Below are 24,748 nucleotides of genomic sequence, written 5' to 3'. Positions count from 1 at the left end.
GACTTAAAATCCGTCGAAGTCGGGAGATTGAGTGAAGGTTCGGGCAAAGGCAGGTGACCCGGCAGTGAGCCCACTGTCGACAGGCAGGCAAACACCCGTGATACAACGCGCCGCCGGGCTGATCAGGAATGAAACGGCCGAGGCAATGTCATTCGGTTCAGGCAGGGATTTGAACGGATACCAGGAAAGGGCCTCGTCAAAGACGTCCGGATTGGCAGCCTGCCGTATTTTCCAGGCCTGGGTCTTAACAGTGCCAGGCGCGATGGCATTCGATCTAATGCCGTACTTCCCATATTCGACTGCGATGGACCTTGTTGCATGGATCAAGCCGGCCTTTGCAGCGCTGTAGGCTGGGTGACCGAAGACGGACAGTCCGTTGACTGAGGCAATGTTGACCACGTTGCCGGCACCGCTTGAAATCAAGGGCTTTTCAAAGGCCTTGAAGCAGTTGAGCGCGGCTTCCAGATTGAGAGCGAGATCCCTGGACAGTGTTTCGGCAGTCATCTGATGCAACGTAAGTGCTGCAGCGGCGCCCGCGTTGTTGATGATTGTATTGACCTGCCCCAGTCTGGCAGCTTCCCTGGCAAGCCGGGCTAGGTCGTCAACTTTGGTCAGGTCGCATTGGATCGCAGCAATATCGGCACCGTGGTTTTCAAGACTTTCCACCGCGCCTTCGAGGGCAATCATGTCTATGTCCACGGCGGCGATGATGTGGCTTGCTGACAGCTGCGCAGCAATGGCCATGCCGATGTCGCCGGCTGCGCCCGTTACCACCGCAACGGGTTTCGAAGTTTGATCAGTCACCGAGGGCTTCCTTGTCGTCCGGATCGCGCGTGTTGCTGAGCTGGTATTTGACGCGTCTGAGGTTCTCTCGCGCCTCGTCGCCTCGCCGCATGGCGACAAGCGTTGCCAGGAGATCTGTCACAAACAGAAAGGCATAGCGGCTGGTACTTGGCCGCAGGATGTTGTCACCTTCGGGCAGATCGATGGCAATCGTGATATCCGCCAGATCGGCGACGGGCCGCCCCGGGCGGGTGAGGGCGATTACGATTGCCCCGTAGGTCTTCGCTGCCTCCAGCGCACGTGCCATCTGCAGGTTCCGGCCAGAGACAGACGACGCAATGATGACGTCGCCGGTCCTCATGGTGGCTGCCTGCATCAGCTGCATGGCATGATCCGTCACGCTCACCGTACGCAGACCCAGGCGGAAAAACCGGTTCTGCATTTCGTCCGAAATCATCGAGGATGTTCCGCCCGCACCGAACGCTGCCAGCAGATTGGCGGTCGAGATCGCATCTGCGGCTGCCAGCACCGACTCCATGTCCAACGCTTTGCGCGTACTGGTCGCTGCATCCTGAAACTGGGCCAGAAGACTGTCAGCAACATCGCGCGGCGCGTCAGAAGCGGCATTAGCGGTCAGGTACCTGGTGCCGGCGAAGGTGACCTGGGCAACCTGCACCTTGAAAGCAGTGTAACTCTCGCAGCCAAGCCGACGGCAAAAACGGGTGACGGTCGGCGGCGAAACACCTGCGCGTTCGGCAACATCCGTAATGCCGGCATTGACGATGAACTCGGCATCGTTGCGCAACAATGCAGCCAGGATCCGTTCCGACTTGGACAGCTCCGGCTCGATCTGTTGCAGAACGGACAGGATATCCCGCATGGGGTCAGGCCGGCTTCTTGTAAGCGACGCAATCAATCTCAACCTTGCAGTCCACCATCATGGTTGACTGGACACAGGCGCGTGCCGGTGGGTGTTCACCGAAATAGCTTTTATAGACGCCGTTAAACGACCAGAAATCGCGCGGATCATCGAGCCAGACACCGACGCGGACAACATGTTCAAGGCCGTACCCGGCCTCTTCCAGGATCGCGGTAACATTCTTGATGGTCAGGTGAGTCTGTTCGACAATCCCCGTGCCGACAATCTCACCATCCTTCATCGGCACCTGGCCGGAGACATAAAGCCAGCCGTCAGCTTCAACGGCTCGAGCGAAGGGCAGATTCTGGCCGCCGGCACCTGATTTTTCAGCACCATAGCGCTTGATAGACATATTTGGCTCCAAAATGAAAATGATTTACATAGTGGTTTGACATTGGTTTTATTTCACCCTTATATTTTTCAAAAATCAACCGTCAAAATGAAAATGGTTTCCGATATGCAGGCCCTTTCAGACAGCCAGACAAATCCATTTGCAGGAAAAGACGAAGATCGCTCCGAGATCTGGGACATGCTTGTCATGCGGGACATCAATGCCTTCGTCGCAGCAGACTGGGAGCAGGTGGCCGATGATTTCGACGAACCCGCCTTTTTTGGCGTAGACGGTGGAAAGGTACCTAATCCCGACGACTGGAAACTCGGGTTTCCGGATCTCGGCTCCTACAGGGAGCGCTGGTTGAGCCAGGCGGAAATTTTCAGAGCGACGGAATTCGCCGAAGACGCGCGTGCCGCCATTTTCGACGCTACCCGCCTGACCGAGATCGACATCAACGGAAATCGGGCGATCGCGCACAAGAAATTCGACGGCCGCATCCGGAAAGCAGATGGCGGCGAGGATCGCTTGTTGTGGCAGACGCTCTATTTCTGTGTCCGAAAGGAGGGACGCTGGAAAATCTGCGGCTTTGCCGGATATTTGCCCAATCCCCTCGGAGCCGCGTCCTGATCATGACGAAGCCCCGCGCTTTTACGGCAGCTCTGGCAACAGAAACCAACACGTTTTCACCGATCCGGATTGATATCAACGCATTCAGGGCGTCGCTGCTGGCAAGGCCGGGGGAGCATCCGGAAACCCCGACCCTGTGTTCTGCCGTCGTCACCGTGGGGCGCCGGTTTGCTTGTGAAAACAACTGGGAACTGGTTGAAGGTACCGCGGCGTGGGCAGATCCGGCCGGATTGGTTTCGCGGCAGACCTTTGAAGGTTTGCGTGACGAAATTCTGGATCAGATCGTGGCAGGTGGACCTTTTGACGTTGTCGTCATTGGCCTGCATGGTGCGATGGTGGCTGACGGGTATGATGATCCGGAAGGGGATCTGCTGAGCCGAATTCGATCCGTGGTCGGCCCGGATGTCCCTGTTATTGCAACGTTCGACCCGCACAGTCATCTGACTGCAAAACGTGTTGCCGCGGCTGATGCGCTCATCGCCTTCAAGGAATTTCCCCACATCGATTTCGTCGATCGGGCCGAGGATGCATGGCGTATTGCGGGGCAAGCGGTTGCAGGCGAAGTCAAACCTGTAATGAGCGTTTACGATCCCAAGATGATTGACGTCTTCCCGACAACATCCGAGCCTATGCGCCGGTTTGTCGATGACATGATCCGCCGGGAGCAGGAAACGCCGAGCCTTTTGTCTCTCTCGGTCATCCATGGCTTCATGGCGGGCGACGTCCCCGAAATGGGGACCAAGTTGCTGGCAGTGACAAACAACGATCCGGCGCTTGGGTCCGAAGTTGCCCGTGACCTTGGAGAGGCTCTGTTCAAGCTGCGCGGCAAGGTTCGAAGTGCTGAACTTGCGCCAGCCGAAGCCTACGCCAAGGCATTGTCCTGTGAAGGTGGTCCGGTCACGATCGCGGACATGTGGGACAATCCCGGTGGGGGAACGGCCGGGGATGCGACCGTCCTGCTGGCAGAAGCCATTGCCGGCAAGCTCGAGAATATCGCCTTCGGTTCAATCTGGGACCCGGTAGCCGTCCAGCTCTGTCACGCAGCGGGCGAGGGGGCTCGCATGATGCTGCGGTTCGGAGCTAAATCAGCACCGGAAACCGGTGAGCCGATCGACGCAGAAGTTGAAATTCTCCGCAACATCCGGAATGCAGAGCAGTTTTTTGGCCAAAGCATCGTTCCCATCGGTGACGCAAGTCTGATCCGGATTGGCGGGATTGAAGTGATCCTGAATTCGACCCGCGCCCAATGCTTCGACACGAGCCTGTTTTCCAACTTTGGTATCGATCCGACCAAAAGGAAGATCCTGGTGGTCAAGTCGACGAACCATTTTCATCAATCGTTTGCCCGCATCAGTCCGTTGATCCTCTATTGCGCCGCCGGACGTCCATATCCCAACGACCCGAGGGTAACCCCTTACAAGAAAGCACCGAGGGATATCTGGCCAATCAACGAGGCAGCCACTGTGAGTGGGCATGAAACCGATACCAGTGCCGGCACCGCCGGCCGCAAGGGAGGCTAAGCGATGAGTGTCGGGCTGTCAGTGCAGGATCTTCTGACCCCTGTCGCCGTGATCGATGAAACGGTCATGGAGACTAACATCAAGGTTGCACAGGAGTATTTCGACCGTATTGGCCGGAACTTCCGGCCTCATATCAAGACACACAAGATCCCGGCACTGGCCGCATTGCAGCTGGCCTATGGTGCACGCGGTATCAACTGCCAAAAAATAAGCGAAGCGGAAGTGTTCGCCGACGCAGGCTTCACCGATATCCTGATCACCTTCAATATGCTCGGCAAATCGCGGCTCGACAGGTTGAAGTTGTTGAATACCAAGGTGGATCTGCAGGTCGTTGCCGACAATGAAGTTGTCGTCGACGGTCTGGCAAGCGCGTTTTCGGGGGATCAACCGCTGAAGGTTCTGGTCGAATGCGATACAGGGGCCGGACGCAACGGCGTGCAAAATCCGGATGCTGCGGTCGCGCTGGCAAAGCGCATCGATGCGTCGCCCGGACTGGTATTCCATGGTCTGCTGACCTATCCCAAGGCATCGTCCGAAACGGCAGTTGAAACCTTTTTTTCTGAAACACTGTCACTTCTGAAACAGGCAGGTCTTGAGTGCCCCGTCGTCTCGCATGGAGGTTCACCGAGCCTGTTCGACAGTGATCTTGTGCCTAGCGCGACGGAGCACAGGGCCGGAACCTATATCTTCAACGACCGCTCGATGGTGCGCGCCGGTATGTGCGATTTTGACGATTGCGCCATGCATGTGCTGGCCACAGTCGTCTCCCGGCCGACCGAAAACCGGGCGGTTCTGGATGCGGGATCGAAAGCGTTGACGTCCGATTTGTTGGGGTTTTCCGACCACGGCCTGTTGATCGATTATCCGGAGGCATCCATTGCCGCGCTCAGCGAGGAGCATGCCGTCGTCGACCTGACGAAGTCTGGCAAAAAACCGCAGATCGGAGAACGGGTCCGGATCATTCCAAACCATACGTGCGTCGTTTCAAACCTTTTCGACCGCCTGGTGTTTCACAGAGACGGCGTGGTGACCCGCATCGAGACGGTCGCCGCCCGTGGGCAAGTCGTCTAGTCCTCCAGACGACTTGCCCGCCGTTTCCCGAAATTTCAAACGGCCGCCTTTCGGGGCGGCCGTTTTCATTCGGGCTATCTGATGCCAAGTGTCAGATATGCATGTCCGCAGCATCCAGTTCTTCAAGCGAAAGCTGGCGGTCAAAAGCGTTTCCGTTACCGTCGAACAGGTGGCAGTCTACACCCTTCAGTCCCATGGAAACCGGCACACCAACTTTCGCCGGAGCGGATCCGGGCAAGACGCTGCAGAAGGTGGACTTGGCACCGGCAACAGTGCTGTAGGTGACGGTGTGAATGCCGAGATGTTCAACGACGGTCGGAACAATCTCAATGGATGCATCGGCGGCACCCAACGTCAGGTGTTCCGGGCGAATACCAAGAGTAAGGCTCTTTCCTGCAACCTCTTCCGCGGCATCTACCTTGACTGTCAGGTCCTTGCCTGATGGCAAGGTGACGACAACGCCTTCAGGACCGGAACTCTTTCCGGACACCTCGATGAAGTTCATTTTGGGGTTGCCGATAAAGCCGGCAACAAAGGTGTTCTGCGGTTTGTGATAAAGCTCCAGCGGTGAACCGACCTGGGAGATGATACCGTGATCCAGCACCACGATCCGGTCCGCCATGGTCATGGCTTCAACCTGGTCGTGGGTGACGTAGATCATGGTCGCGTCAAGTTCCGTGTGCAGCTTGGCAAGTTCAACACGCATTTCCGCTCGCAGTGCCGCATCCAGATTGGACAGGGGTTCATCGAACAGGAAAACAGAAGGCTCGCGCACGATGGCCCTGCCGATGGCGACGCGCTGGCGTTGCCCGCCGGAGAGCTCGCCCGGTTTGTGCTGAAGTCTTTCCTTCAGTTGAAGAATGCCTGCAGCGGCCTGAACCTTCTCCTCCACCTTGTCTTTGGACAGGCGTTCGACGCGCAGGGGGAAGGCGATGTTCTCGTAGACAGACATATGCGGATAGAGCGCATACGACTGAAATACCATGGCGATGCCGCGTTTGACCGGCGGCAGATCGTTGACGACCTTGTTCTCGATCGTGATATCGCCGCCCGTGATTTCCTCCAACCCTGCAATCATGCGCAGCAAGGTCGATTTTCCGCATCCGGACGGACCGACAAAAACAATGAATTCGCCATGGTCCACATCAAGATTGACACCCTTGATGACTTCCATATGGCCATAGCTTTTGCGTACGTCGCGCAGCTGCAACTCGCCCATGGTCATTCCTTTTTTGAAGAGGTGACCGGGCCCCCGAAAGTGGGAGAGGGGGCCCGGACAGTGCTCAAGGTGTTACTTGAATTCCTCAAGCTGTTCCGCGGCGATTTCGACGGCTTCAGCCGGATCGACTTCACCAAGGACAACACCCTGAACGGCTTCGTTGATTGAATCCTGAAGACCGACGTAATCTGTTACGAACGGCTCCGGACCACCGGTCGGGATCGCATCGAGGAAGGCCGACCAGGTCGGGTCTTTCTCAACCAGCGCACGCACTTCCGGCAGATCGCGCAGCGGCGTGAACCCTTCAGCCAGTTCGAAGGCCATCTGGTTTTCCGGGTTGGTCAGAAGCTTTGCGAGCGAAAGCGCCTGCTCTTCAACGCCGGACCCCTTGAAAACGGCCAGGGAGTCGGTGATCAGCAAAGTGCCCGGAGTGCCGGACGGACCGACCGGGATCGGCGCGACGCCCCAGTTCACGTCAGTCACGCGGGTGCGCTCCCAGGGACCGGAAATGAACATGCCGATTTTGCCTTCGGAGAACAGCGGACGCAGCTTCGCGCGGTCATAGGCGATCGGGCCCGGCTGCGAGACTTCGGCCATCTTGCCGTAGAAGGCGAGGGCTTCAACGTTGTTCGGGGAATTGAAGACGATTTCGCCGTCTTCATTGATGACCTGACCACCGTTCGTATAAACGTAGTTCATGAACTGGTGCATGGTGTTGTCGAAGGATGCGGCCGCGAGACCGAAACCGTCAGAGTCGGTCTTGTCCTTGATTGCCTTGGCGAAATCGTACATTTCGTCCCAGGTTTTCGGCGGCGTATCCGGATCCAGTCCTGCGGCCTCGTAGAGATCCTTGTTCCAGTAGAGTGCCTTGGTGGAGAAGGCGCGCGGCAGGCCCCACTGCTGGCCGTTGGCAGTGATCGTTGCCAGGATCGGGGCCGCGTAGGTGGCCTTTTCTTCTTCTGTCATGTTGACCGGAATGATCAGGTCATTGGCCGCGAGCTGCTTCAGCGTGCGCGAGCCCATGTAGGCAACGGCCGGCGGGTTCCCGGCGGACGCGAGCGTCGTGGACTTTTCCTGGCACTGGCCCCAGGGAACGAACTCGAGCTGGACCTTGTAGCCCGGATTTTCGCCTTCCCAACCCTTGATCAACTCATCCTGCAGCGGAATTCCGGCGCCGGTGTTGTCGCCGCAGTTGATCATGTGAATGACCTTGTCTTCTGCCTGGGAGGCTCCGACGAGAGAGAGCGCGAAGACCCCTCCCAATAGCACTGATTTAAGTGTCATCTGTTTTCCCTTTTCTGGTTGGTTTCTACTTTTTGTTATTCTTTGACGGCGCCTGCCGTGAGACCGGCGACGATGAAACGTTGCAGGAACACATAGACGAACAGCACAGGGAGGATGCCCACGAGGCTGGCGGCCATGAGTTCGTTCCAGACCACGGTCTGGCGTCCGAAGAACTGGAACAGCCCCACGGGAAGCGGGTTCAGTTCGTTCACGGAGTTGAAGGTCAGCGCATAGATGAATTGCTGCGCGTAAGCGGTGATGAAAGCGGTGATCGTGACCACCACGATGCCCGGCAACGCTACGGGAATGATCACGCGCCAGAGCGTGTAGATCTTGCCGGCGCCATCCACCCAGGCTGCTTCCTCAAGCTCCTTGGGAATCCGGATCAGATAGGAGCGCAGAAGCCAGATACCGGTCGGAATGACGAAGGCCGTTCCTGGCGCAATCATCGCGAAATAGGTGTTCAGCAGCCCGTATTGCTGCATCAGCTTGAACAGCGGGATGATCAGCACCGCACCGGAGAACATGTTTACCGCTATGAAGATGCCGAGCAGCGAGTTTCGCGCTGGAAACTCGAACCGGGCGAAGGCATAGGCTGCCGGGATGATGCAGAACAGGCCGAGGACCGTCACCACCGTGGCGATGAAGAACGAGTTGAGCATGTAGACCCACAACAGCGGCACGTTCTGCCACATGGTGATGTAGGCATCGAAGCTCATCTTGTCGGTGATGAACTTGTAGGGGATCGAGAACAGGCTGCTGAGCGGCCTCAGCGACACCACGAAGGCTTCGACGAAGGGGGCCAGAACGAAGGTCAGGAACACCGCGAGACCGAGATAGATCAGCACATATTCGTACCAGCGATACTTATGCAGCATTGTGCGGGCTCCTTTTGGCAAGGCGCGACAGCAGCATGAAGTAGACCAGCATGAACGAGCCCAGGAACACCACGATCATCACCGTTCTGGCGGCGCCTTCGCCGTACTTGAAGCGGCTGATCGCGGTCTTGTAGGTGTCGATGATCATCGTGGTGGTTGCGCCGCGCGGACCGCCTTCGGTCAGGATCCAGATGATGTCGAAGGAGTTGAAGGTCGCGATAGCCGACAGAAGCGCCATCGTCGCGATCGAGGGAATGATCAGTGGCAAGGTAATGCGGCGGAACCTGTAGAGCCGAGAGGCCCCGTCCACCCAGGCCGCTTCATAAAGGTCCTTCGAAATGGACTGCATGGCGGCCAGCAGATAAAGCGTCACCATTGGAACGCCGATCCACACGTCCGTGACGATGGTCGACATGAAGGCGGAGTTCTTGTAGGCGAGGAATTCGAATGGCCCGCTCAGAATACCGAGCCGTTGGGCCATTCCGGAAATCATTCCGAACTGACCGTTGTACATCCATCCCCAGATGAAGACGCCAATGGCGATCGGGATCACCCACGGCGGCATGACCAGCACGCGAAACAGGGTGCGACCCGGCACCATCGCGTTGAGAAGCACGGCTCCCAGGGTTCCGATCAGCATTTTCAGGGCAACAGAGAGAGCCATCCAGTAGAAGGTGCGCGCAATCACTTCCGGAAAGCGGCGCGACATGAGCTTCTCGTAGTTTTCCAGCCCGACGTATTCGTAGTTCGGGCTCATGCTCGTGTTGGTGAAGGAAAGCCGGAACGTTTCGAACAGCGGATAGGCGACGATAGCCAGCATGACGAGGGACGCCGGCACCAGAAGCAGATAAGGAAAATAGTCGGTCTTCTTTCGCGAGTGCGCCATGGTGCCCCCTATGCCACGCCGTAGCTGTCGAATTGCTGCCAGGTTTCGGCAAGGTCGATGACGCTGCGCGTCCGGCGCGCTTCGTCCAGCTTGATCGCCGTCAGACCGGCCTCAAGCGCATCCAGAACGCTGACCGGCAGATGTCCGCCGTTACGGAAGTAATGGTCGAGATCACGCGCCATGGCCTCATCGGCGCCATAGTGGCCGTGCCGCCTGGCATCGACGACCTGCGGCTTGTCGATCAGGCAGGCGGATGTCAGGGCGTCATGCACCCGGTAGTAATTCCGAATGAAGTCTCCTTCCGCCATGCCCTTCGTCCCCATGACGGCAAAGCGCCGGAATTCGTCTGGTACATACATGTTGGTGTGAAAACAGAGGTTCGCGCCGTCCTCGTATTCGATCAGCGCTGTCTGGTAGTCGATGATGTCGCCATCACTGTCGAAGTCGGCGTTGCCACCACCCCAGCGTGGTGTGAACGGATCGACCCTGCCTTCGATTTTCGGTGTCGGAAAGGTATGGTCCTGATCCGGCCGGTTCTCCGGAACAAAGCTCTTGCGTCCGCCGAAGCTGGAAACGAAACGTGGCCGACAACCTGTGACACCCTGGTAGAGATCCAGATCGTGGCAGCACTTTTCCAGCATGAAGCCGCCGGAATTCCGGTCATAGCGGCGCCAGTCGCGCATGAAGAAGGAACCGTGGTAGGGACCGATATGCTCGGACGCCTCAATCGAGACCACTTTGCCGATCTGGCCAGACTTTAGACTTTTCTGAAGTTCGGTGTAGAGCGGCGAATATCGCAGCACCAGTCCGACAAGGACTCGTTTCGATCCACCGTGTTCCTTCATCAGGGACAGGAGTTCGAAGGTTTCCTCTTCGCTGACGACAACCGGCTTTTCACAGAAGATGTAGCGAACATCGGATTTGAGCGCGGTTCGCAGATGATCGAGGTGCATGAAATTGGGTGACCCGATCATAAGGAGGTCTAGTTTCTCCTGTCGGATCATCCTGTCGAGATCAGTGTAGGCGGTCAGGCTGTGGCCGCATTTGGCCTCGACATGCTTGAGGCCGGCGGGTGTCGGGTCGACGTAAGCGCAGGGATCAAGATCTCCTGAAACCTCCTGCAGGCAGTTGCTGACATTGGCAATTCTCGCGCCCAGTCCGACATAGCCGGTCTTCATGCTGCGGCCTCCGTAAATTGGTCCATGGCACGGCGAAGTGCCTGGACGACGTTTCCATCGGTGTCCTTGATGCCTGCCTCGGAAACGAAGCCGAGGCGCGTTTCCAGGTCCTGCGGCTCCGGCAAGGGCTTCACGGAAGAGCAGGACGCATGCAGTTCCTGCACGCCGGATCGTTTGAGAATTTGGGAAGCATTGGCGGCAGTGACGCCCGATCCTGCCATGATGGAAATCCGCCCTGCAGCGACATTGACCGCTTGTTGAAGCAGTGAAAGGCCGCGTTCTGCCTTGCTGGCCTGTCCAGAGGTCAGCACGCGTTCGAAACCAAGCGTGATCGCGTCTTCTATAGCTTTTTCGTAGTCGCGTGCGGTGTCGATGGCCCGGTGCAAAGTTGCCGGCAGTCTCGTGCTGTCCAGGGATGCGGCCAGAAAGTCTCGATCGAGGTTGTGCTGGCTGTCGACTGCCCCGATCACGATTCCCGCAAGACCTGCTTTTTCAGTCGCGTGGATGTCGCGCAGCATTAAGGCCTTTTCCAGGTCCGAGTACTCAAAATTACCGGATCGGGGGCGGATCATCGCGTAGACGGGAACCGGTAGTCTGGCCGCGGCCACCATGAACCCCTGGGAGGGGGTCAGGCCGCCTTCGGACAGAGCTGCGCATAATTCAATTCGGTCAGCGCCGTTTTCGGCTGCCGTCCAGGCGCCTTCGAGGGTGTCTACACATACCTCGAGGGGGATCCTGGTCACCGGGCCGCCTCCTTGATGAGCGTACGGGCCACGATGCCGGCACCATGCAGGCCGCCATTGGCGGCAAATTCGCCCTTGATGACGAGTGGCTCGCTATAGTCTGCAAGAACAAGGTCACGTGTCTTTCTATCGATCACGTCGAGAAGAACAAGATCGTTCGAAAGGCCACCACTCACCGGTATGACATCCGGACCAAGGGTGTTGACGAAAGCGGAAAGCGCTCGCGAAAGCAGAGTGGTGAAGGCGTCGAGCGTTTGTGTGGCAGCTGCATCACCGGCATGCCAGGCGGCAGTAATATCCTTGCTTGCCTGATCCAGCCCATGCAGCGACCGGTGGATCTTCTCCATGCCACGGGCCGAGCAGATCGCGTCGATGCATCCGGTCTGGCCGCAGCCGCAGGGGTAGTGCTCAATACCTTTCAACTGGCCACCAGCTGTCGGGTCCATGATGGGGCCGTGACCCCATTCCCCCGCGATGCCGCCATAACCGGTAACAAGGGTGCCATTGACGACAAGCCCGCCACCGACACCAGACCCGAGAATAATACCGAAAACGACCGGCTTGCCTCGACCGGTGCCGTCGACGGCTTCGGCAAGCGCAAAAGCATTGGCGTCATTTGTAATGGCGACAGGACGTTTGAGGGCGGTTTCCAGATCCGATTGCACGGGTCGTTTATGCAGGCAGGGGATGTTGGCCACATCCGCGATGCCGCTGCGGGTATCAAAGGCGCCTGCAAGCGAAATCGAGATGGGAGATCCATCCGGCCCTGAGCAGTTGGCAATCGCGTCTACAAACGCCTGCCAGTCGGTTCCGGGTGTCGCTACCCGGCCTTTTTCCGCAACGGTTCCATCCGCTTGGAGCTCTCCATGTCGGATGAAGGAGCCGCCGATATCAAAACAGGTGGTCATCGCCTGTTCAAACGCCTCTGGGTTATATTTGTTAACGTCCAGTTATAATACCAATATGCAACCAATCGCATTGGTAGTAAACCAAAAAAAGAAATTGGCATCATTTTTTAAAGGAATTGGGCGGCTGACACCTGTCGAAAACAACGGCTACAGCGCCCAAGCTCAATAGTGCTGTAAGGAGGCTAAGCCCGCTGTTTGCGGACGAGATTATGTTCGAAAGCGTGCCTGGTGTCTGTTGGAGGCGCTGGCACGCGTCAAAGGAAGGGGCGCAAGTTTCCACTGTGCTCGTTGAGCGACATTTCGGCGCTTTCCGCGTCGAGGCCTTCTCGAATCATGAGAACCGCAACCTTCACTCTGCCTTGGGCTTGCTGGAGCTTTTCCGCTGCAGTTTCTGCCGTGCAGCCCGTCAGATCCTGAAGAATGCGATAGGCGCGCTGACGCAGTTTTTCATTATCCGCAACCAGGTTGACCATGTGACCACGAACTGCGTGTCCAAGCCTCAGCGCCACCAATGTAGAGATCATGTTGAGAGCAGCTTTTTGGGCACTTGCCGCACCGAGACGTGTAGAGCCCGCGATGATTTCAGGAGGTGTTTTCAGGAAGATCGGAAAATCCGCCTGACGGAGGAGGGGAGTGTCAGGATTGTTTGCCAATGCAACGGTTTTCGTGCCTGCCGCCTGTGCGCCTCTGAACGTGCCAAGAGTATAAGGAGTTGATCCACTTGCAGAAACTGCAATCAGGATATCTCCTTCTCCAAGGCCTGATTTTTGAAAGTCAGCGAAGCCGGCTTCTTCGTCGTCCTCATATGTGCCGGCAAGGTGAAGCAGGTTTGCAGCACCCCCGGCATAGAGCATGCGCATGCGCTCAACGGGAAAGCCGAACGTTCCCGGCAATTCCAGGCAATCTGCGAGGGCTGTCAGTCCGGCGCTGCCGGCGCCGGCATAACCAATTTTTCCACCTGAAACAGTGACTGTCTGAAGTGCTTCGGCGGCTTTTGCGATCTCCGGAATGGCCGTTTCGGTGGCATTCAGCGCATCTTTCTGCCGTTGCAGCAGCAGCGACAGGACGTCTTCATCAGACTTTTTGGACAGGCCAATGGAAATCGGATCGCGGTCTTCGGTCGTCGGCAAATTCATGGTTCAGGAACTCGGAGGCACACCAAGTTTCGTATCGCGGAATTAAGTCTCTCAAGTCGATCACGCTCCGGGAACGTTTCCGTTGGGTGCTCCAGCGGTGGTGATGCAGGTTCGGAAATTGTTTTAACACTTGATTTTCGGTTTCGATAGAGTTTAAATTGGTATCTGAAAGGTATTATTTTCATCTCCTAAGGCGCCCCATTTCATGACTGACTTCATTTCCTTGCTGGAAAATGGTGACTGGTTGGCGAATTCCAGCGGTCCCCGATACCTGCAGCTGCGGCGGCGCATTCAGCAGGCTATTGACGACGGCGTGCTGAAGGAGAATGAGCCGCTTCCGTCTGAACGCGAGATTGCCTCCATTACGGATCTGTCCCGTGTGACGGTGCGCAAGGCGGTTGCCGGTCTTGTCGAGGATCAGGTCGTTGTCCAGAAGCGTGGCAGCGGATCCTTTGTCGCGCCCAAGGTGCACAAGGTTGAACAGCGCCTTTCCAGCCTGACGTCCTTTTCCGAGGATATGGCACGCCGTGGTCTTTCCGCCAGCAGCGAGTGGCTGCGCCGCGGACTGTTTCCAGCTTCGCCCGAAGAAATGTTCACGCTCGGTCTCACGTCCGGTCAGCGCGTTGCCCGTGTCGACAGGCTTCGCAAGGCTGACGGCACACCGATGGCAATCGAGCGTGCCTCCCTTTCCGAGAGCGTCCTGCCTCATCCGGAGCGGGTCACCACGTCTCTTTATGCCATTCTGCGCGCGGCCGGCTTGCAGCCTGTCCGCGCTATTCAGCGCATTTCAGCCCGCAATCTTGAGCCAATCGATGCCGACATTCTCGGTGTGCCGGCCGGGTCTGCCGGGCTGAAAATAGAACGTGTGTCCTATCTCGCGTCCGGAAATGTCGTCGAATTCACCCGTTCCGTTTACCGCGGCGATGCATATGACTTCATCGCCGAACTTCAGATTTCGGAAGACTAATCCTGATGATTGAAGCAAGTACCATGGCCACGCCGACGCACATGCGCCGGGAAATCGAAGAAATCCCGGACGCTGCGCGCCGTCTGTTGGCCGATGGACACCCGTTGATCCGCGACATTGCAAGGAAAGCAGGCGCGCCGGTGTTTCTGGCAAGCGTCGCTCGCGGCTCTTCTGACCACGCCGCAACGTTTCTCAAGTATGCCTCGGAGATCTACCTTGGTCTTGCGATGGCCTCTCTCGGCCCATCCGTTTCCTCGGTTTATGGCGGCAAGGTCAAGCTGGGGCAGGCTCTTGTGATTGCAATTTCCCAATCCGGCGCCAGCCCGGACAGTCTCTCGGTGGTTGAAAGTGCAACCGAGCAGGGGGCGTTCACGGTAGGGTTTACCAACACGTCGGGAAGTGAACTGGCAAAACTTTCCAGTGCCGCCATCGATATCTGCGCAGGTCCTGAGCGTAGTGTCGCCGCGACCAAGACCTTCGTCAATTCCGTCTTGGCGGGCCTGCTGCTATTGGCGGAAATCGGGGCTGACAAGGAACTGCTCGACGCGTTGGCTGCCTTGCCGGAGCATTTTGAAAAAGCAATCGACAAGGACTGGCGCGCGCTTGCCAAGCCGATCGAGCAGCGGGGTTCGCTTTATGTCATTGGACGCGGACCTGGTTTGGCAATCGCAAATGAAGCTGCGCTGAAATTCAAGGAAACCTGCCAGATCCATGCGGAGGCCTATTCGTCCGCCGAGGTAATGCACGGTCCCGTCTCGATCGTCGAAAACGGATACCCGATCCTGGCACTTGGTGTGCGCGATGCAGCCGAAGAGGGGCTGGCCCAGGCTGCGGATCGCATGGTGGACCAGGGCGGAAGTGTTTTTGCAACGACCGACAAGGTGGAGCGGGCAGAAAAGCTGGCGTTCCAGGCAACCGGGCATCCATTGACAGACGCCTTGGTGCAGATTGTTTCTTTCTACGCCTTCATCGAATGGTTCGCACGGCAGCGCGGTTTCAATCCGGACGTTCCCAAGCACCTGAAAAAAGTCACCCAGACCGTATGACCTCCACAACCGCCTATCTCTGCAGCCGGGTTTTTGATGGTGAGAAAATCCATGCGAATGCAGCCCTGCTTGTCGAAGATGGCAAGGTGGCTGGCCTTCTTTCGGCCGATCAGGTGCCCGTTGGTGTAGAGACTGTCGATCTTGGCGACGGCATTCTCGCACCGGGATTGATCGATCTGCAGGTCAATGGCGGCGGTGGCTTGATGCTGGGGGATGCGGAAACAGTCGACGATATCGAACGTATCTGCGCCGCCCATGTCAGCCTCGGGACAACAGCCCTGACACCGACTTTGATCACGGACACGCCCGACGTGACGCGCAAAGTCGTTGATCTGGGAATCGCCGCATGGTCGCGGGGCGTGAAGGGGTTTCACGGTCTGCATCTCGAAGGGCCACATCTGTTTGCGGGGCGCAAGGGCGCGCATGACCCGAATCTGATCCGGCCTTTGAGCCGCGAAGACATGGCACTCTACCTGCGCGCGGCGCGGGAATTGCCAAGCCTCATCATGACGGTGGCACCGGAAACGGTGCCACCAGAACAGGTGCGGGAATTGGCTGACGCGGGAATTCACGTCAGTCTTGGCCACAGCGGAGCAACATACCGGCAGTGCAAGACTGCGACTGAAGCGGGTGCTTCGATGGTCACCCATCTTTTTAACGCCATGAGCCCGTTGCAACACCGCGAACCCGGCCTTGTGGGTGCCGCGCTCGATCTGGGCGCGCTCAACGTGGGCATCATTGCTGATGGTGTCCACGTCGACCCGGTCGCGATGCGGGTCGCGTTCAAGTCAAAGACCGGCCCGGGCAGGATCTTTATCGTTACCGACGCCATGTCCCAGACCGGCACCGATGTTACGTCCTTCTTTCTCGGAGGTCGGGAAATCTTTCGCCGCGATGGCACATTGACCCTCGAAGACGGCACGCTTGCCGGCGCCGATATAGATTTGCCGGCGTCCTTGAAGTTTCTTACCGGTACACTCGAGCTTCCGGTTGAAGCTGCTCTTGCAATGGCGACCAGTGATCCTGCGGACGTTCTTGGACGCCCGCTCGGTCGTTTAGAAGAAGGTTACCCGGCCGACTTCGTACAGCTTGGCAATGCCTATGAGGTTGAGGGCGTATGGATTGCGGGAGAGCAATTCTCGAATACGTAGCCCGGCAAATACTCTGGTGGTTTGGTAACTGCGCCAAACTTGTGGGATTTGCAGCGCGTTTGCCGGTTAGGTCTTGTCGACCTTTTTCAGCGTTGAGCGAACGTTTGGAAGTGTCAGCAGCGTATTTGGTATTTGCAGCAATTCCTTGAAGAAGCGGCTGACCAACGCTCCGCGGCTTGGCTTGTAGGGTGAAGAAATGAACGATTTCAGACCCCACCCAATTCCGCCGACATTCGGAAGGGCGCGGATAGCAGTTTCGTAACAGCGCCGTACCAGCGCGGAATCACTGTTCTTGAATGAATGCAGCAGGCCGCACCGCTCCATGTCACGCTTGAATTCCTTCGAGATGACCACGGTTTCGCGTTTCGTGAAGGTCCAATTGATGTTGATGTTTTCGTCTTCCTTGGCAACCACCCGGTGGTACCAATGGGGAGGCAGATAGAGAAGATCACCTTCTTCCAGGTCGAATTTGTAGAAACGCTTGTTCCGTAGCAGTCGCTGTTCGTCTTTCAGCAGAGAGAAGTTGGTGAACGGGTAGCACGGTAACGGTGTTTCGGGCGAAACCAGTACCCATTCCTTACGACCCTTCACCTGAACGGTGATGACATTCTCGGCGTTGGTATCGTAGTGGAATTCTGTCCGGTTGTTCCTGCTGTTGATCCAGAATCTCCAGGCAACGGAATCTTGCATTATCCGGTCGGATGCGAGGATTTTCTTCAGGAATTCCGGCATCTCGATATCTTGTTCCAGTACTGGTGAGCGGCTGACGAAAAAGACACCTCTGTCGCGGACCTTTGGCAGCGTATGGAGTTCTGCTCGTAATCGGCCGGATTGCCACCTTTCCCGCGCGGGCCAGTTTTTCGCCAATCCCTTGATCAGCAGGGGCTGTTCCTTGTCGCAGTAGGCTTCAAGAAATTCGGCATAACCTGGTGCTGCGGTTACGGTGGCAATGGTGTGCGTGTTGTCGCCGCTCATAAAAGGTACCACGCATTTGAAGATTTGCGGGTTCAGGGGCGCTGGACTTAGCTGCGATTCTTCATGATGCTCCCCTAGGAGAAATTACGATAGGAGCAACCTTGAGCTTTATCAAGAAGCGCGATTCAACAACGCAGAGCCACTGGAGGAGCGATCTTCGTTTTAAACGTAGCCAGGAAATGTTGTTTAGGAAGATGGTACCGAACGTTACTGCCGCGAAAGACGAGTTCGCATCAAATGACTGTCGATTTTTGAGGCGGTGCAGATTGCTGCAAGATCACGCGTTAATAAGATCAACCCGGTTACTGAACAGCGTTCCGGTCTTCAGAAATGCAGCATTCGGGAGGATTAGGAATAGGTGGTGATGGCTCCCCAGGCCGGACTCGAACCAGCGACCCAGCGATTAACAGTCGCTTGCTCTACCAACTGAGCTACTGGGGATCACCACGCTCGGGGCCAGCGCGTTGCCGCCCCGTCGATGGAGATGCGTATATCAAAGGCTTGATCCGTTTGCCAAGCCCCCGAGGGCGTTTTTTTCATCAAGCCGTCATTTTTTTGATCTCGGTGTGGAAAACTCGATATATTTCAGATGGCTAGGCGTTCTGTCGCGCTTGGAAAACCCTACGTTTCGCTACGATTGGAACACCCCGGGCAGACTAAATCCGTTGTGCCTTTTTCTGACTTTGGCGCAAGAAGGCGTCCGTGTTGACTGCCTGGCCGATTTTCAAGGTTAGTCGTCAGCGACTTTCTGCTGCTTGTGTCGGCCTCAAGATACGTTTAGGAAGAAACTGACGGTTCCGGAAAAGGCCTTGCCTGATCCGGATGAAACGGGAATCCGGTGCGGTCTTTTTCAAGTCCAGATCCGGAGCTGCCCCCGCAACTGTGAGCGGTGAGTGGCTGTACGAAAACCACTGGCGTCCTGATGGGGCCGGGAAGGGGTACAGACCGCGCTGAGCCGCAAGCCAGGAGACCGGCCGTCACATTGTCAACCCTATGGCGCTGTCGGGCGGACGGCTGGGAGAAGGAATGACGCATTCAAACGGCGAGAGGACAACGCTGGTCCTCGGCGGTGCCCGCTCCGGAAAAAGCCGGTTCGCGGAGAAGCTTGTCCATGAAACCGGTCTGCAAAAAATCTATATCGCGACTGGTGCTGCCCACGACGATGAAATGACCAGCCGGATCGCCGCTCATAAAGATCAACGCGGACCGTCCTGGCGCACCGTGGAAGAACAGCTCGAACTTGCGGACGTGCTTGAAAACGAATGCAGGCAAGACCGGGTGGTCCTTGTTGACTGCCTGACCCTGTGGCTGTCGAACCTGCTGTTTGCAGGCAAGGACATCCCCGCCGAAACGGCGCGGCTTTGCGCGGTTCTGAAGGGTCTTCAGGGGCCGTGCGTCTTCGTTTCCAACGAAGTTGGTATGGGGATCGTGCCGGAGAACCGTCTGTCGAGGTCGTTCCGCGATGTGCAGGGACGACTGAACCAGGATATGGCGCATAGGTGCCAACAGGTTGTCTTCGTTGCTGCGGGCCTGCCGATACTTTTGAAACCCACCTCACAACCGGATATCAAATTATGACCACTTCATCCTTGCAGCCGGGCGCAAAAATTCCGGCAACGATCGTCACTGGGTTTCTCGGAGCAGGCAAGACCACGCTGATCCGCAATTTGCTTACCAATGCCAATGGCAAACGCATTGCCCTTATCGTCAATGAGTTTGGGGACATGGGCTTCGACGGGTCCCTTGTGAATGGATGCGCTGATCCCGATTGCGCCGCGGAAGAGGTGGTTGAGCTTACCAATGGCTGCATATGTTGCACCGTTGCCGACGATTTCCTGCCAACCATGGAAATGCTGCTCGCGCGGGACAATCCGCCGGAGCATATCGTTATAGAAACCTCTGGTCTGGCTCTGCCGCAGCCGCTCGTTCGGGCCTTCTCCTGGCCGAGCGTCAAGCCGAAGGTAACGGTAGATGGTGTTGTCACGGTGCTGGATGCTGCAGCACTCGCCGAAGGCCGGATCGCACTTGATGAAGATGCACTTTCCGCGCAACGTGCTGCCGACGAAGCTCTTGATCATGACAGTCCGGTTGAAGAACTCTTCCACGACCAATTGCGTTGCGCAGACCTCGTCGTTCTGAACAAGGCAGATCTCGTCTCCGAAGACGCCTTGAAGCAGGTGCATGAGAAGATCGCCGCCGATGTTCGTCCGGCGGTTCACGTGGTCACATCCGAAAAAGGCACGCTTCCGATTGAAGTTCTGCTCGGCAGGGGCTCTGCTGCCGAGGACGACATGGCTGATCGGCACGAGCATCACCACCATCATGATGACCACGACCACGATCACGATCACGATCACGATGGTGATGATCATGATCATCGCCATGACGACCATCATCACCATCACGACGATTTTGAAAGTCACGTGCTGGCAGTCTCGTCTTTCGCCAGCCTGAAAGATGCTGAGGCAAAGGTTCTGGAAGCCATGGCGCAAAAAGGCGTCCTTCGCATCAAGGGGGCTGTAAAAATTGAGGGCAAGGCAGCGCCTGCAATGGTTCAAGCTGTCGGACCGCGTGTCGAAACCTGGTTCGCCGCCGGCGCCGAGAGCAGCGGCAGACTGGTCGTGATCGGTTTGAAGGGCCTCGACCTGACTGCGGTTCGTAGCCTGCTGGGTGAATTGACGGCTGCTGCCTGACACGCTGGATAGAAGCTGGAAATAAAGACCAAGCATGCACATTCTCGCCAGCCAGACGCGCCGGATCGATGACGGCGGGGACGCGGTCGACCTCGACCAGTCCCCTGCCGACATTCTGTTCCTATCCGCTGCAGACACCGAGCTGGGAAGCTTTGCCGCTGCGCAATCACGGCTTGGAACAGCCCGTGCAGACCTGCGGCTCGCCAATCTCATGGCCCTGTCGCATCCCTATTCGGTCGATCTTTATGCCGAACAGACCGTCCGTGGCTCTCGGCTGATCGTTCTGAGAATTCTGGGTGGAGTGGAGTACTGGCGCTACGGCCTGGAAAGGTTTGAAGAAGAAGTCCGCGCGAATGGTATCGATCTGATCGTCATTCCGGGCGACGACAAGTGGGACGAAGAACTGACGTCTCGTTCCACCCGATCATCAGCGGAAGTGCATCGCTTCTGGCGATACTGTGTGGAAGGCGGTGCGGAGAATTACGCCAATGCCTTGAGATATGCAGCGCACCTGATCGGAAAGGGCGAGGAGCCCGCGCATCCGGTGCCCCTTCCTCGCGCGGGTATCTATCTTGCTGGCAAGGCCGCCCCCGATATAGCGCAACTGAAGGCCTCCTGGCGGGATCCTGAAAGACCTGTTGCAGCGATCACGTTCTACCGCGCTCTGGTGCAAGGTGCCCAAACCGCACCACTGGATGCGTTGATCGCTGCTCTCGACAAAGCCGGCGTAAATGCACTGCCGATCTATGTGTCCAGCCTGAAGGAAGCGGAATCCGTCGCCGTTCTGGAAAGCCTGTTCGATGAGGCTCCGCCTGATGTTGTGTTGAACGGTACTGCCTTCGCCGTCTCGAAGGCGGGAGCAGCCCATCAGCCGACACCGCTCGATCGTCCCGGCAAACCTGTGCTGCAGGTCGTCTTTTCGTCTTCCTCCAAAGAGGGCTGGGAAGACAGCGATCAGGGCTTGTCGATACGTGACCTCGCCATGCATGTCGTCTTGCCGGAGATTGATGGCCGGATATTGACCCGGGCTGTCTCCTTCAAGGAAGAAGGGATCTTCGATGAGGCCACCCAGTCGACGCCGGTTGCCTTTACGCCTGTTCCGGATCGGATCGTGTTTACCGCGGCGCTTGCGGCTGCCTGGGGGAAACTCGGCCGGAAACCGGCTGCAGCCAAGAAGTCGGCCCTAATCCTGGCAAACTATCCGAACCGGGACGGGCGTCTTGCCAACGGCGTAGGGCTCGACACGCCTGCGTCATGCGTGCATTTGCTCAAGGCCATGTCCGCCGAGGGCTATGACGCCGGCAGGGTTCCAGCAAGCTCCGCCGATTTGATGGATATCCTGACTTCGGGCGTAACCAATGCCCTGGAGGGCCGATCAGGCAAGGAAGAATATCAGGCCTTGTCGCTTCAGGATTACGAGCGTTCCTTCAACAAGTTGCCCGACGTTGTTCGGTCAGCAGTTGTTGATCGTTGGGGGGCACCGTCGGACGATCCTCATGTAACGGATGGCCATTTCCGGCTGGCCCTGCACCGGTTCGGCAACCAGGTAGTCGGTATTCAGCCTGCGCGCGGCTACAACATCGATCCGAAGGAAACCTACCACGATCCGGCATTGGTGCCGCCGCACCACTATTTTGCCTTCTACATCTGGCTGCGGGAACAATTCGCCGTCGATGCCGTCATACACCTCGGCAAACACGGCAATCTGGAATGGCTCCCCGGCAAGGCACTGGCCCTGGCTGAAAGCTGTTTCCCGGAAGCCGTTCTGGGGCCAATTCCGAACATCTATCCGTTCATCGTCAATGATCCGGGCGAGGGGGCGCAGGCCAAACGACGGACCTCGGCCGTCATTGTCGATCACCTGACACCGCCTTTGGCCCGGGCGGAGAGCCATGGCGTTGCCGAAGAGCTGGAGACGCTGCTTGATGAGTATTATCTGGCGAGCGGCGTTGACCCGCGCCGCCTGAAGGCATTGACGCGGGACATCCTGGACACTGCTGCGCGGCATGGTCTGGACAAGGATATCGGCATTACCGAGACCATGGACGAGGAAACCCGCCTTGCGCGCCTCGATGCTCACTTGTGCGACCTCAAGGAACTGCAGATCAGGGACGGGTTGCATATTCTTGGTGAAAGCCCCGAAGGCGACCTACTGATGGATCTGCTGGTTGCGTTGGCAAGGGTACCGCGCGGCAACAGGCCGGAACAGCAGAGCCTGCAAAGGGCAATCGCTTCGGACCTCGGTTTTGAAAAATTTGATCCACTGGATTGCGATTTCGCAGCCCCCTGGCAGCAAGGTCGACCGGAGCTCCTTGCAAATGTTCTGGAGGCTCCCTGGAGATCGCAAGGCGATACGGTCGAACGTATCGAGCTTCTCGCCCGTGAAATCGTCGCGGGTAATCGAGAAGTATCTGGGGCGTGGCAATCGACCCTTGCTGTTCTGGATGATCTGAACCAGGTTCTGCGGCCGGCTGTAACCGGCTCCGGACACGCAGAAACAAGCGCGGTGCTGACGGCATTGGAAGGTGGGTTCGTTGCCCCCGGGCCATCCGGTGCGCCTTCGCGCGGGCGTCCGGATGTGCTGCCCACTGGCCGGAACTTCTACTCCGTCGATGTACGCGCAGTGCCGACCGAAACCGCATGGCGGCTCGGCTGGCAATCCGCATCTCTCGTTGCAGAACGGTACTTCCAGGAAGAAGGCGAATGGCCGAAATCGCTGGTCCTGACATGTTGGGGCACTGCCAACATGCGAACCGGAGGTGACGACATTGCCCAGGCGCTGGCGCTTATAGGGGCTCGTCCGGTGTGGGAGCAGGGTTCGGGCCGTGTCACCGGATTCGAAATTCTGAAGCTTTCAGAGCTTGGACGACCGCGTGTCGACGTTACCTTGCGGGTTTCCGGGTTTTTCCGCGATGCCTTCCCGCATCAAATGGATCTTTTTGACAGCGCCGCCCGTGCGGTCGGTGCGCTTGAAGAACCGGACGAAGCCAATCCGATTGCCGCACGAATGCGATCGGAAAGTGCACGGCTTCAGGCTGAAGGGCTGGACAAGAACGAAGCCGAACGCAGGGCCGGGTTCCGTGTCTTTGGCTCAAAACCGGGTGCCTATGGTGCTGGTCTGCAGGCGCTGATCGACGAGAAGCTTTGGGAGGAACGTTCGGATTTTGCCGATGCCTTTCTGACATGGGGTGGTTACGCCTACGGTGGCGGTGCGGAAGGCTCCGTCGCCAGGCACGATCTCGAAACGAGGCTGAAAACCGTGGACGCAGTCCTGCACAATCAGGACAACCGCGAACACGATCTTCTGGACAGTGACGACTATTATCAGTTCGAGGGCGGACTGGCAGCGACTGTCGAAGCACTGAAAGGCGAAGCACCGACGGTCTACCACAACGACCATTCGCGGCCTGAGCGTCCGGTGGTCCGTACCCTCTCGGAAGAGATCGGCCGCGTGGTGCGCGCTCGTGCGGCAAACCCGAAATGGATCGCAGGTGTCATGCGGCATGGTTACAAGGGCGCGTTCGAGATGGTTGCGACGCTCGATTATCTGTTCGCATTTGCCGCGACCACCCGTGCCGTGGGAGATCACCATTTTGATCAGCTGTATGATGCCTACGTGGATAACCAAGAAGTTCTGGATTTCCTCAAGGATGCCAATCCGGCGGGTCTCACCGAAATGCTGGACCGCTTTCATGAAGCAATTGAACGCGGCCTCTGGACGCCGCGGCGCAATTCGACCCATGCTGCACTGAATGATTTGAAAACAAGACTGGAAGGGACGGACGCATCGTGACCGCCGACAAGGACAAGCCGGAACTGACCGAAGAAGAACTCAATGCCCGCCATGCCGAGAAGATGCGCAAGAAAAAGGCTGCGCGTGACAAGATCATGGCGACCAAGACCATCGAAAAGGGCTTGCTGATCGTCCACACGGGCAAGGGCAAAGGCAAGTCGACAGCCGGTTTCGGGATGGTGTTCCGTTCTCTCGGTCACGGCCACAAGGTGGGCGTGGTGCAATTCGTGAAGGGCCGGATCGAAACCGGTGAGCGCATGGCGCTGGAACGGTTCTCCGACCTCGTCACGATCAAACGGATGGGTGAGGGGTTCACGTGGGAAACACAGGACCGGCAGCGGGATATCGATGCGGCGAACGAAGCCTGGCAAGCCGCCAAGGACATGATCACATCCGGTGAATATCGCCTGATCCTTTGCGACGAGCTCAACATCGTTCTGCGCTACGATTATCTGGACATCGCCGAAGTGGTCGATTTCCTGAAGAACGAAAAACCGGACGATGTGCATGTCGTCATCACGGGGCGAAATGCCAAGGACGAGCTGATCGACATTGCAGACCTTGTCACCGACATGACCCAGATAAAACATCCCTTCCGGTCTGGTGTGAAACCACAGGAAGGCATCGAGTTTTAGAG

Annotated in this window: 22 protein-coding genes, 1 tRNA gene and 1 riboswitch; of the genes, 10 read left to right on the top strand and 13 right to left on the bottom strand. The window is 57.5% G+C overall.

The features are described from left to right. Window positions 1-3: 3 nt before the first annotated feature. Genes FIV03_RS21310 through FIV03_RS21300 form a run of 3 tightly spaced genes read right to left on the bottom strand, consistent with a single transcriptional unit; the run spans window position 4 to window position 2,054 of the window. Window positions 4-744 (bottom strand): SDR family oxidoreductase, encoded by a 741-nt coding sequence (locus tag FIV03_RS21310; RefSeq protein WP_286202313.1) that lies wholly within the window; start codon window positions 742-744, stop codon window positions 4-6. Window positions 745-796: 52 nt separating this feature from the next. Then, window positions 797-1,663, bottom strand: a complete 867-nt coding sequence (locus FIV03_RS21305; protein ID WP_152510892.1) for a MurR/RpiR family transcriptional regulator — start codon at window positions 1,661-1,663, stop codon at window positions 797-799. Between the two features lie 4 nt (window positions 1,664-1,667). Further along, window positions 1,668-2,054, bottom strand: a complete 387-nt coding sequence (locus FIV03_RS21300; protein ID WP_152510891.1) for a RidA family protein — start codon at window positions 2,052-2,054, stop codon at window positions 1,668-1,670. Between the two features lie 87 nt (window positions 2,055-2,141). Between FIV03_RS21300 and FIV03_RS21295 the strand changes: the two genes are divergently transcribed. From FIV03_RS21295 to FIV03_RS21285, 3 genes are read left to right on the top strand one after another with little or no spacing between them, the layout of a single operon-like run. Further along, window positions 2,142-2,663, top strand: coding sequence for a hypothetical protein (locus FIV03_RS21295; RefSeq protein ID WP_152510890.1), 522 nt, complete (start codon window positions 2,142-2,144; stop codon window positions 2,661-2,663). Between the two features lie 2 nt (window positions 2,664-2,665). Then, entirely contained in the window at window positions 2,666-4,183 is a 1,518-nt protein-coding gene (locus FIV03_RS21290; RefSeq protein WP_152510889.1) for a M81 family metallopeptidase, read from the top strand. Window positions 4,184-4,186: 3 nt separating this feature from the next. Further along, window positions 4,187-5,254, top strand: coding sequence for a D-TA family PLP-dependent enzyme (locus FIV03_RS21285; protein WP_152510888.1), 1,068 nt, complete (start codon window positions 4,187-4,189; stop codon window positions 5,252-5,254). 91 nt (window positions 5,255-5,345) lie between these two features. On the opposite strand, the gene ugpC is transcribed toward FIV03_RS21285, so the two are convergent. The 8 genes from ugpC to FIV03_RS21245 form a co-directional block, all read right to left on the bottom strand. Continuing rightward, window positions 5,346-6,473 carry a sn-glycerol-3-phosphate ABC transporter ATP-binding protein UgpC gene (ugpC, locus tag FIV03_RS21280; protein WP_152510887.1) on the bottom strand — a complete coding sequence of 376 codons (1,128 nt, stop codon included), beginning with the start codon at window positions 6,471-6,473 and terminating at the stop codon, window positions 5,346-5,348. Window positions 6,474-6,545: 72 nt separating this feature from the next. Continuing rightward, complete coding sequence (locus FIV03_RS21275) at window positions 6,546-7,757, bottom strand: sugar ABC transporter substrate-binding protein (protein WP_031268566.1); 1,212 nt, start codon at window positions 7,755-7,757, stop codon at window positions 6,546-6,548. A 35-nt stretch (window positions 7,758-7,792) separates the two neighbouring features. Further along, on the bottom strand, window positions 7,793-8,635 hold the full coding sequence (locus FIV03_RS21270) for a carbohydrate ABC transporter permease (protein ID WP_022998786.1): 843 nt from the start codon (window positions 8,633-8,635) through the stop codon (window positions 7,793-7,795). Then, window positions 8,625-9,521 carry a sugar ABC transporter permease gene (locus tag FIV03_RS21265; protein WP_022998785.1) on the bottom strand — a complete coding sequence of 299 codons (897 nt, stop codon included), beginning with the start codon at window positions 9,519-9,521 and terminating at the stop codon, window positions 8,625-8,627. Before FIV03_RS21265 ends, FIV03_RS21270 begins: the two co-directional genes overlap by 11 nt. Window positions 9,522-9,529: 8 nt before the next feature. Beyond that, on the bottom strand, window positions 9,530-10,699 hold the full coding sequence (locus FIV03_RS21260) for a Gfo/Idh/MocA family oxidoreductase (RefSeq protein WP_152510886.1): 1,170 nt from the start codon (window positions 10,697-10,699) through the stop codon (window positions 9,530-9,532). Then, window positions 10,696-11,442: a copper homeostasis protein CutC gene (locus FIV03_RS21255; protein WP_152510885.1), complete on the bottom strand. Its 747-nt coding sequence runs from the start codon at window positions 11,440-11,442 to the stop codon at window positions 10,696-10,698. Before FIV03_RS21255 ends, FIV03_RS21260 begins: the two co-directional genes overlap by 4 nt. Continuing rightward, the gene (locus FIV03_RS21250) at window positions 11,439-12,350 is read right to left on the bottom strand and encodes an ROK family protein (protein ID WP_152510884.1); all 912 of its coding nucleotides are present in this window, start codon (window positions 12,348-12,350) and stop codon (window positions 11,439-11,441) included. The genes FIV03_RS21255 and FIV03_RS21250 overlap by 4 nt, the downstream gene beginning before the upstream one ends. Before the next feature lie 254 nt (window positions 12,351-12,604). Then, window positions 12,605-13,486 carry an N-acetylmuramic acid 6-phosphate etherase gene (locus FIV03_RS21245; protein WP_152510883.1) on the bottom strand — a complete coding sequence of 294 codons (882 nt, stop codon included), beginning with the start codon at window positions 13,484-13,486 and terminating at the stop codon, window positions 12,605-12,607. A 205-nt stretch (window positions 13,487-13,691) separates the two neighbouring features. Here FIV03_RS21245 and FIV03_RS21240 point away from each other — a divergent pair, with 205 nt between their 5' ends. The 3 genes from FIV03_RS21240 to nagA are packed head-to-tail and all read left to right on the top strand — an operon-like array spanning window position 13,692 to window position 16,650. Further along, window positions 13,692-14,453, top strand: a complete 762-nt coding sequence (locus FIV03_RS21240) for a GntR family transcriptional regulator (protein ID WP_075283015.1) — start codon at window positions 13,692-13,694, stop codon at window positions 14,451-14,453. A 5-nt stretch (window positions 14,454-14,458) separates the two neighbouring features. Next, a complete protein-coding gene (locus FIV03_RS21235; RefSeq protein WP_152510882.1) occupies window positions 14,459-15,499 on the top strand; it encodes an SIS domain-containing protein in 1,041 nt (346 codons plus the stop codon). Then, entirely contained in the window at window positions 15,496-16,650 is a 1,155-nt protein-coding gene (nagA, locus tag FIV03_RS21230) for an N-acetylglucosamine-6-phosphate deacetylase (RefSeq protein ID WP_152510881.1), read from the top strand. Before FIV03_RS21235 ends, nagA begins: the two co-directional genes overlap by 4 nt. 66 nt (window positions 16,651-16,716) lie before the next feature. On the opposite strand, the gene FIV03_RS21225 is transcribed toward nagA, so the two are convergent. Beyond that, the gene (locus FIV03_RS21225) at window positions 16,717-17,625 is read right to left on the bottom strand and encodes a cupin-like domain-containing protein (RefSeq protein WP_152510880.1); all 909 of its coding nucleotides are present in this window, start codon (window positions 17,623-17,625) and stop codon (window positions 16,717-16,719) included. Window positions 17,626-17,990: 365 nt separating this feature from the next. Beyond that, window positions 17,991-18,066, bottom strand: a tRNA-Asn gene (locus tag FIV03_RS21220). A 334-nt stretch (window positions 18,067-18,400) separates the two neighbouring features. Next, a riboswitch (cobalamin riboswitch) is annotated at window positions 18,401-18,619 on the top strand. A gap of 32 nt (window positions 18,620-18,651) precedes the next feature. Between FIV03_RS21220 and cobU the strand changes: the two genes are divergently transcribed. Genes cobU through cobO form a run of 4 tightly spaced genes read left to right on the top strand, consistent with a single transcriptional unit; the run spans window position 18,652 to window position 24,746 of the window. Then, window positions 18,652-19,203 carry a bifunctional adenosylcobinamide kinase/adenosylcobinamide-phosphate guanylyltransferase gene (cobU, locus tag FIV03_RS21215; RefSeq protein WP_152510879.1) on the top strand — a complete coding sequence of 184 codons (552 nt, stop codon included), beginning with the start codon at window positions 18,652-18,654 and terminating at the stop codon, window positions 19,201-19,203. Beyond that, on the top strand, window positions 19,200-20,318 hold the full coding sequence (cobW, locus tag FIV03_RS21210; protein ID WP_152510878.1) for a cobalamin biosynthesis protein CobW: 1,119 nt from the start codon (window positions 19,200-19,202) through the stop codon (window positions 20,316-20,318). The genes cobU and cobW overlap by 4 nt, the downstream gene beginning before the upstream one ends. A 34-nt stretch (window positions 20,319-20,352) precedes the next feature. Further along, the gene (gene cobN / locus FIV03_RS21205; protein WP_152510877.1) at window positions 20,353-24,111 is read left to right on the top strand and encodes a cobaltochelatase subunit CobN; all 3,759 of its coding nucleotides are present in this window, start codon (window positions 20,353-20,355) and stop codon (window positions 24,109-24,111) included. After that, window positions 24,108-24,746 (top strand): cob(I)yrinic acid a,c-diamide adenosyltransferase, encoded by a 639-nt coding sequence (cobO, locus tag FIV03_RS21200; protein WP_022998764.1) that lies wholly within the window; start codon window positions 24,108-24,110, stop codon window positions 24,744-24,746. The genes cobN and cobO overlap by 4 nt, the downstream gene beginning before the upstream one ends. Window positions 24,747-24,748: the final 2 nt, after the last annotated feature.

This window comes from Labrenzia sp. THAF187b (genome assembly GCF_009363375.1).
GTDB classification, from domain to species: Bacteria; Pseudomonadota; Alphaproteobacteria; order Rhizobiales; family Stappiaceae; genus Roseibium; species Roseibium algicola.
The sequence above is the reverse complement of the archived record's forward strand: the minus strand, read 5'-3'. Positions and strand labels throughout refer to the sequence as shown.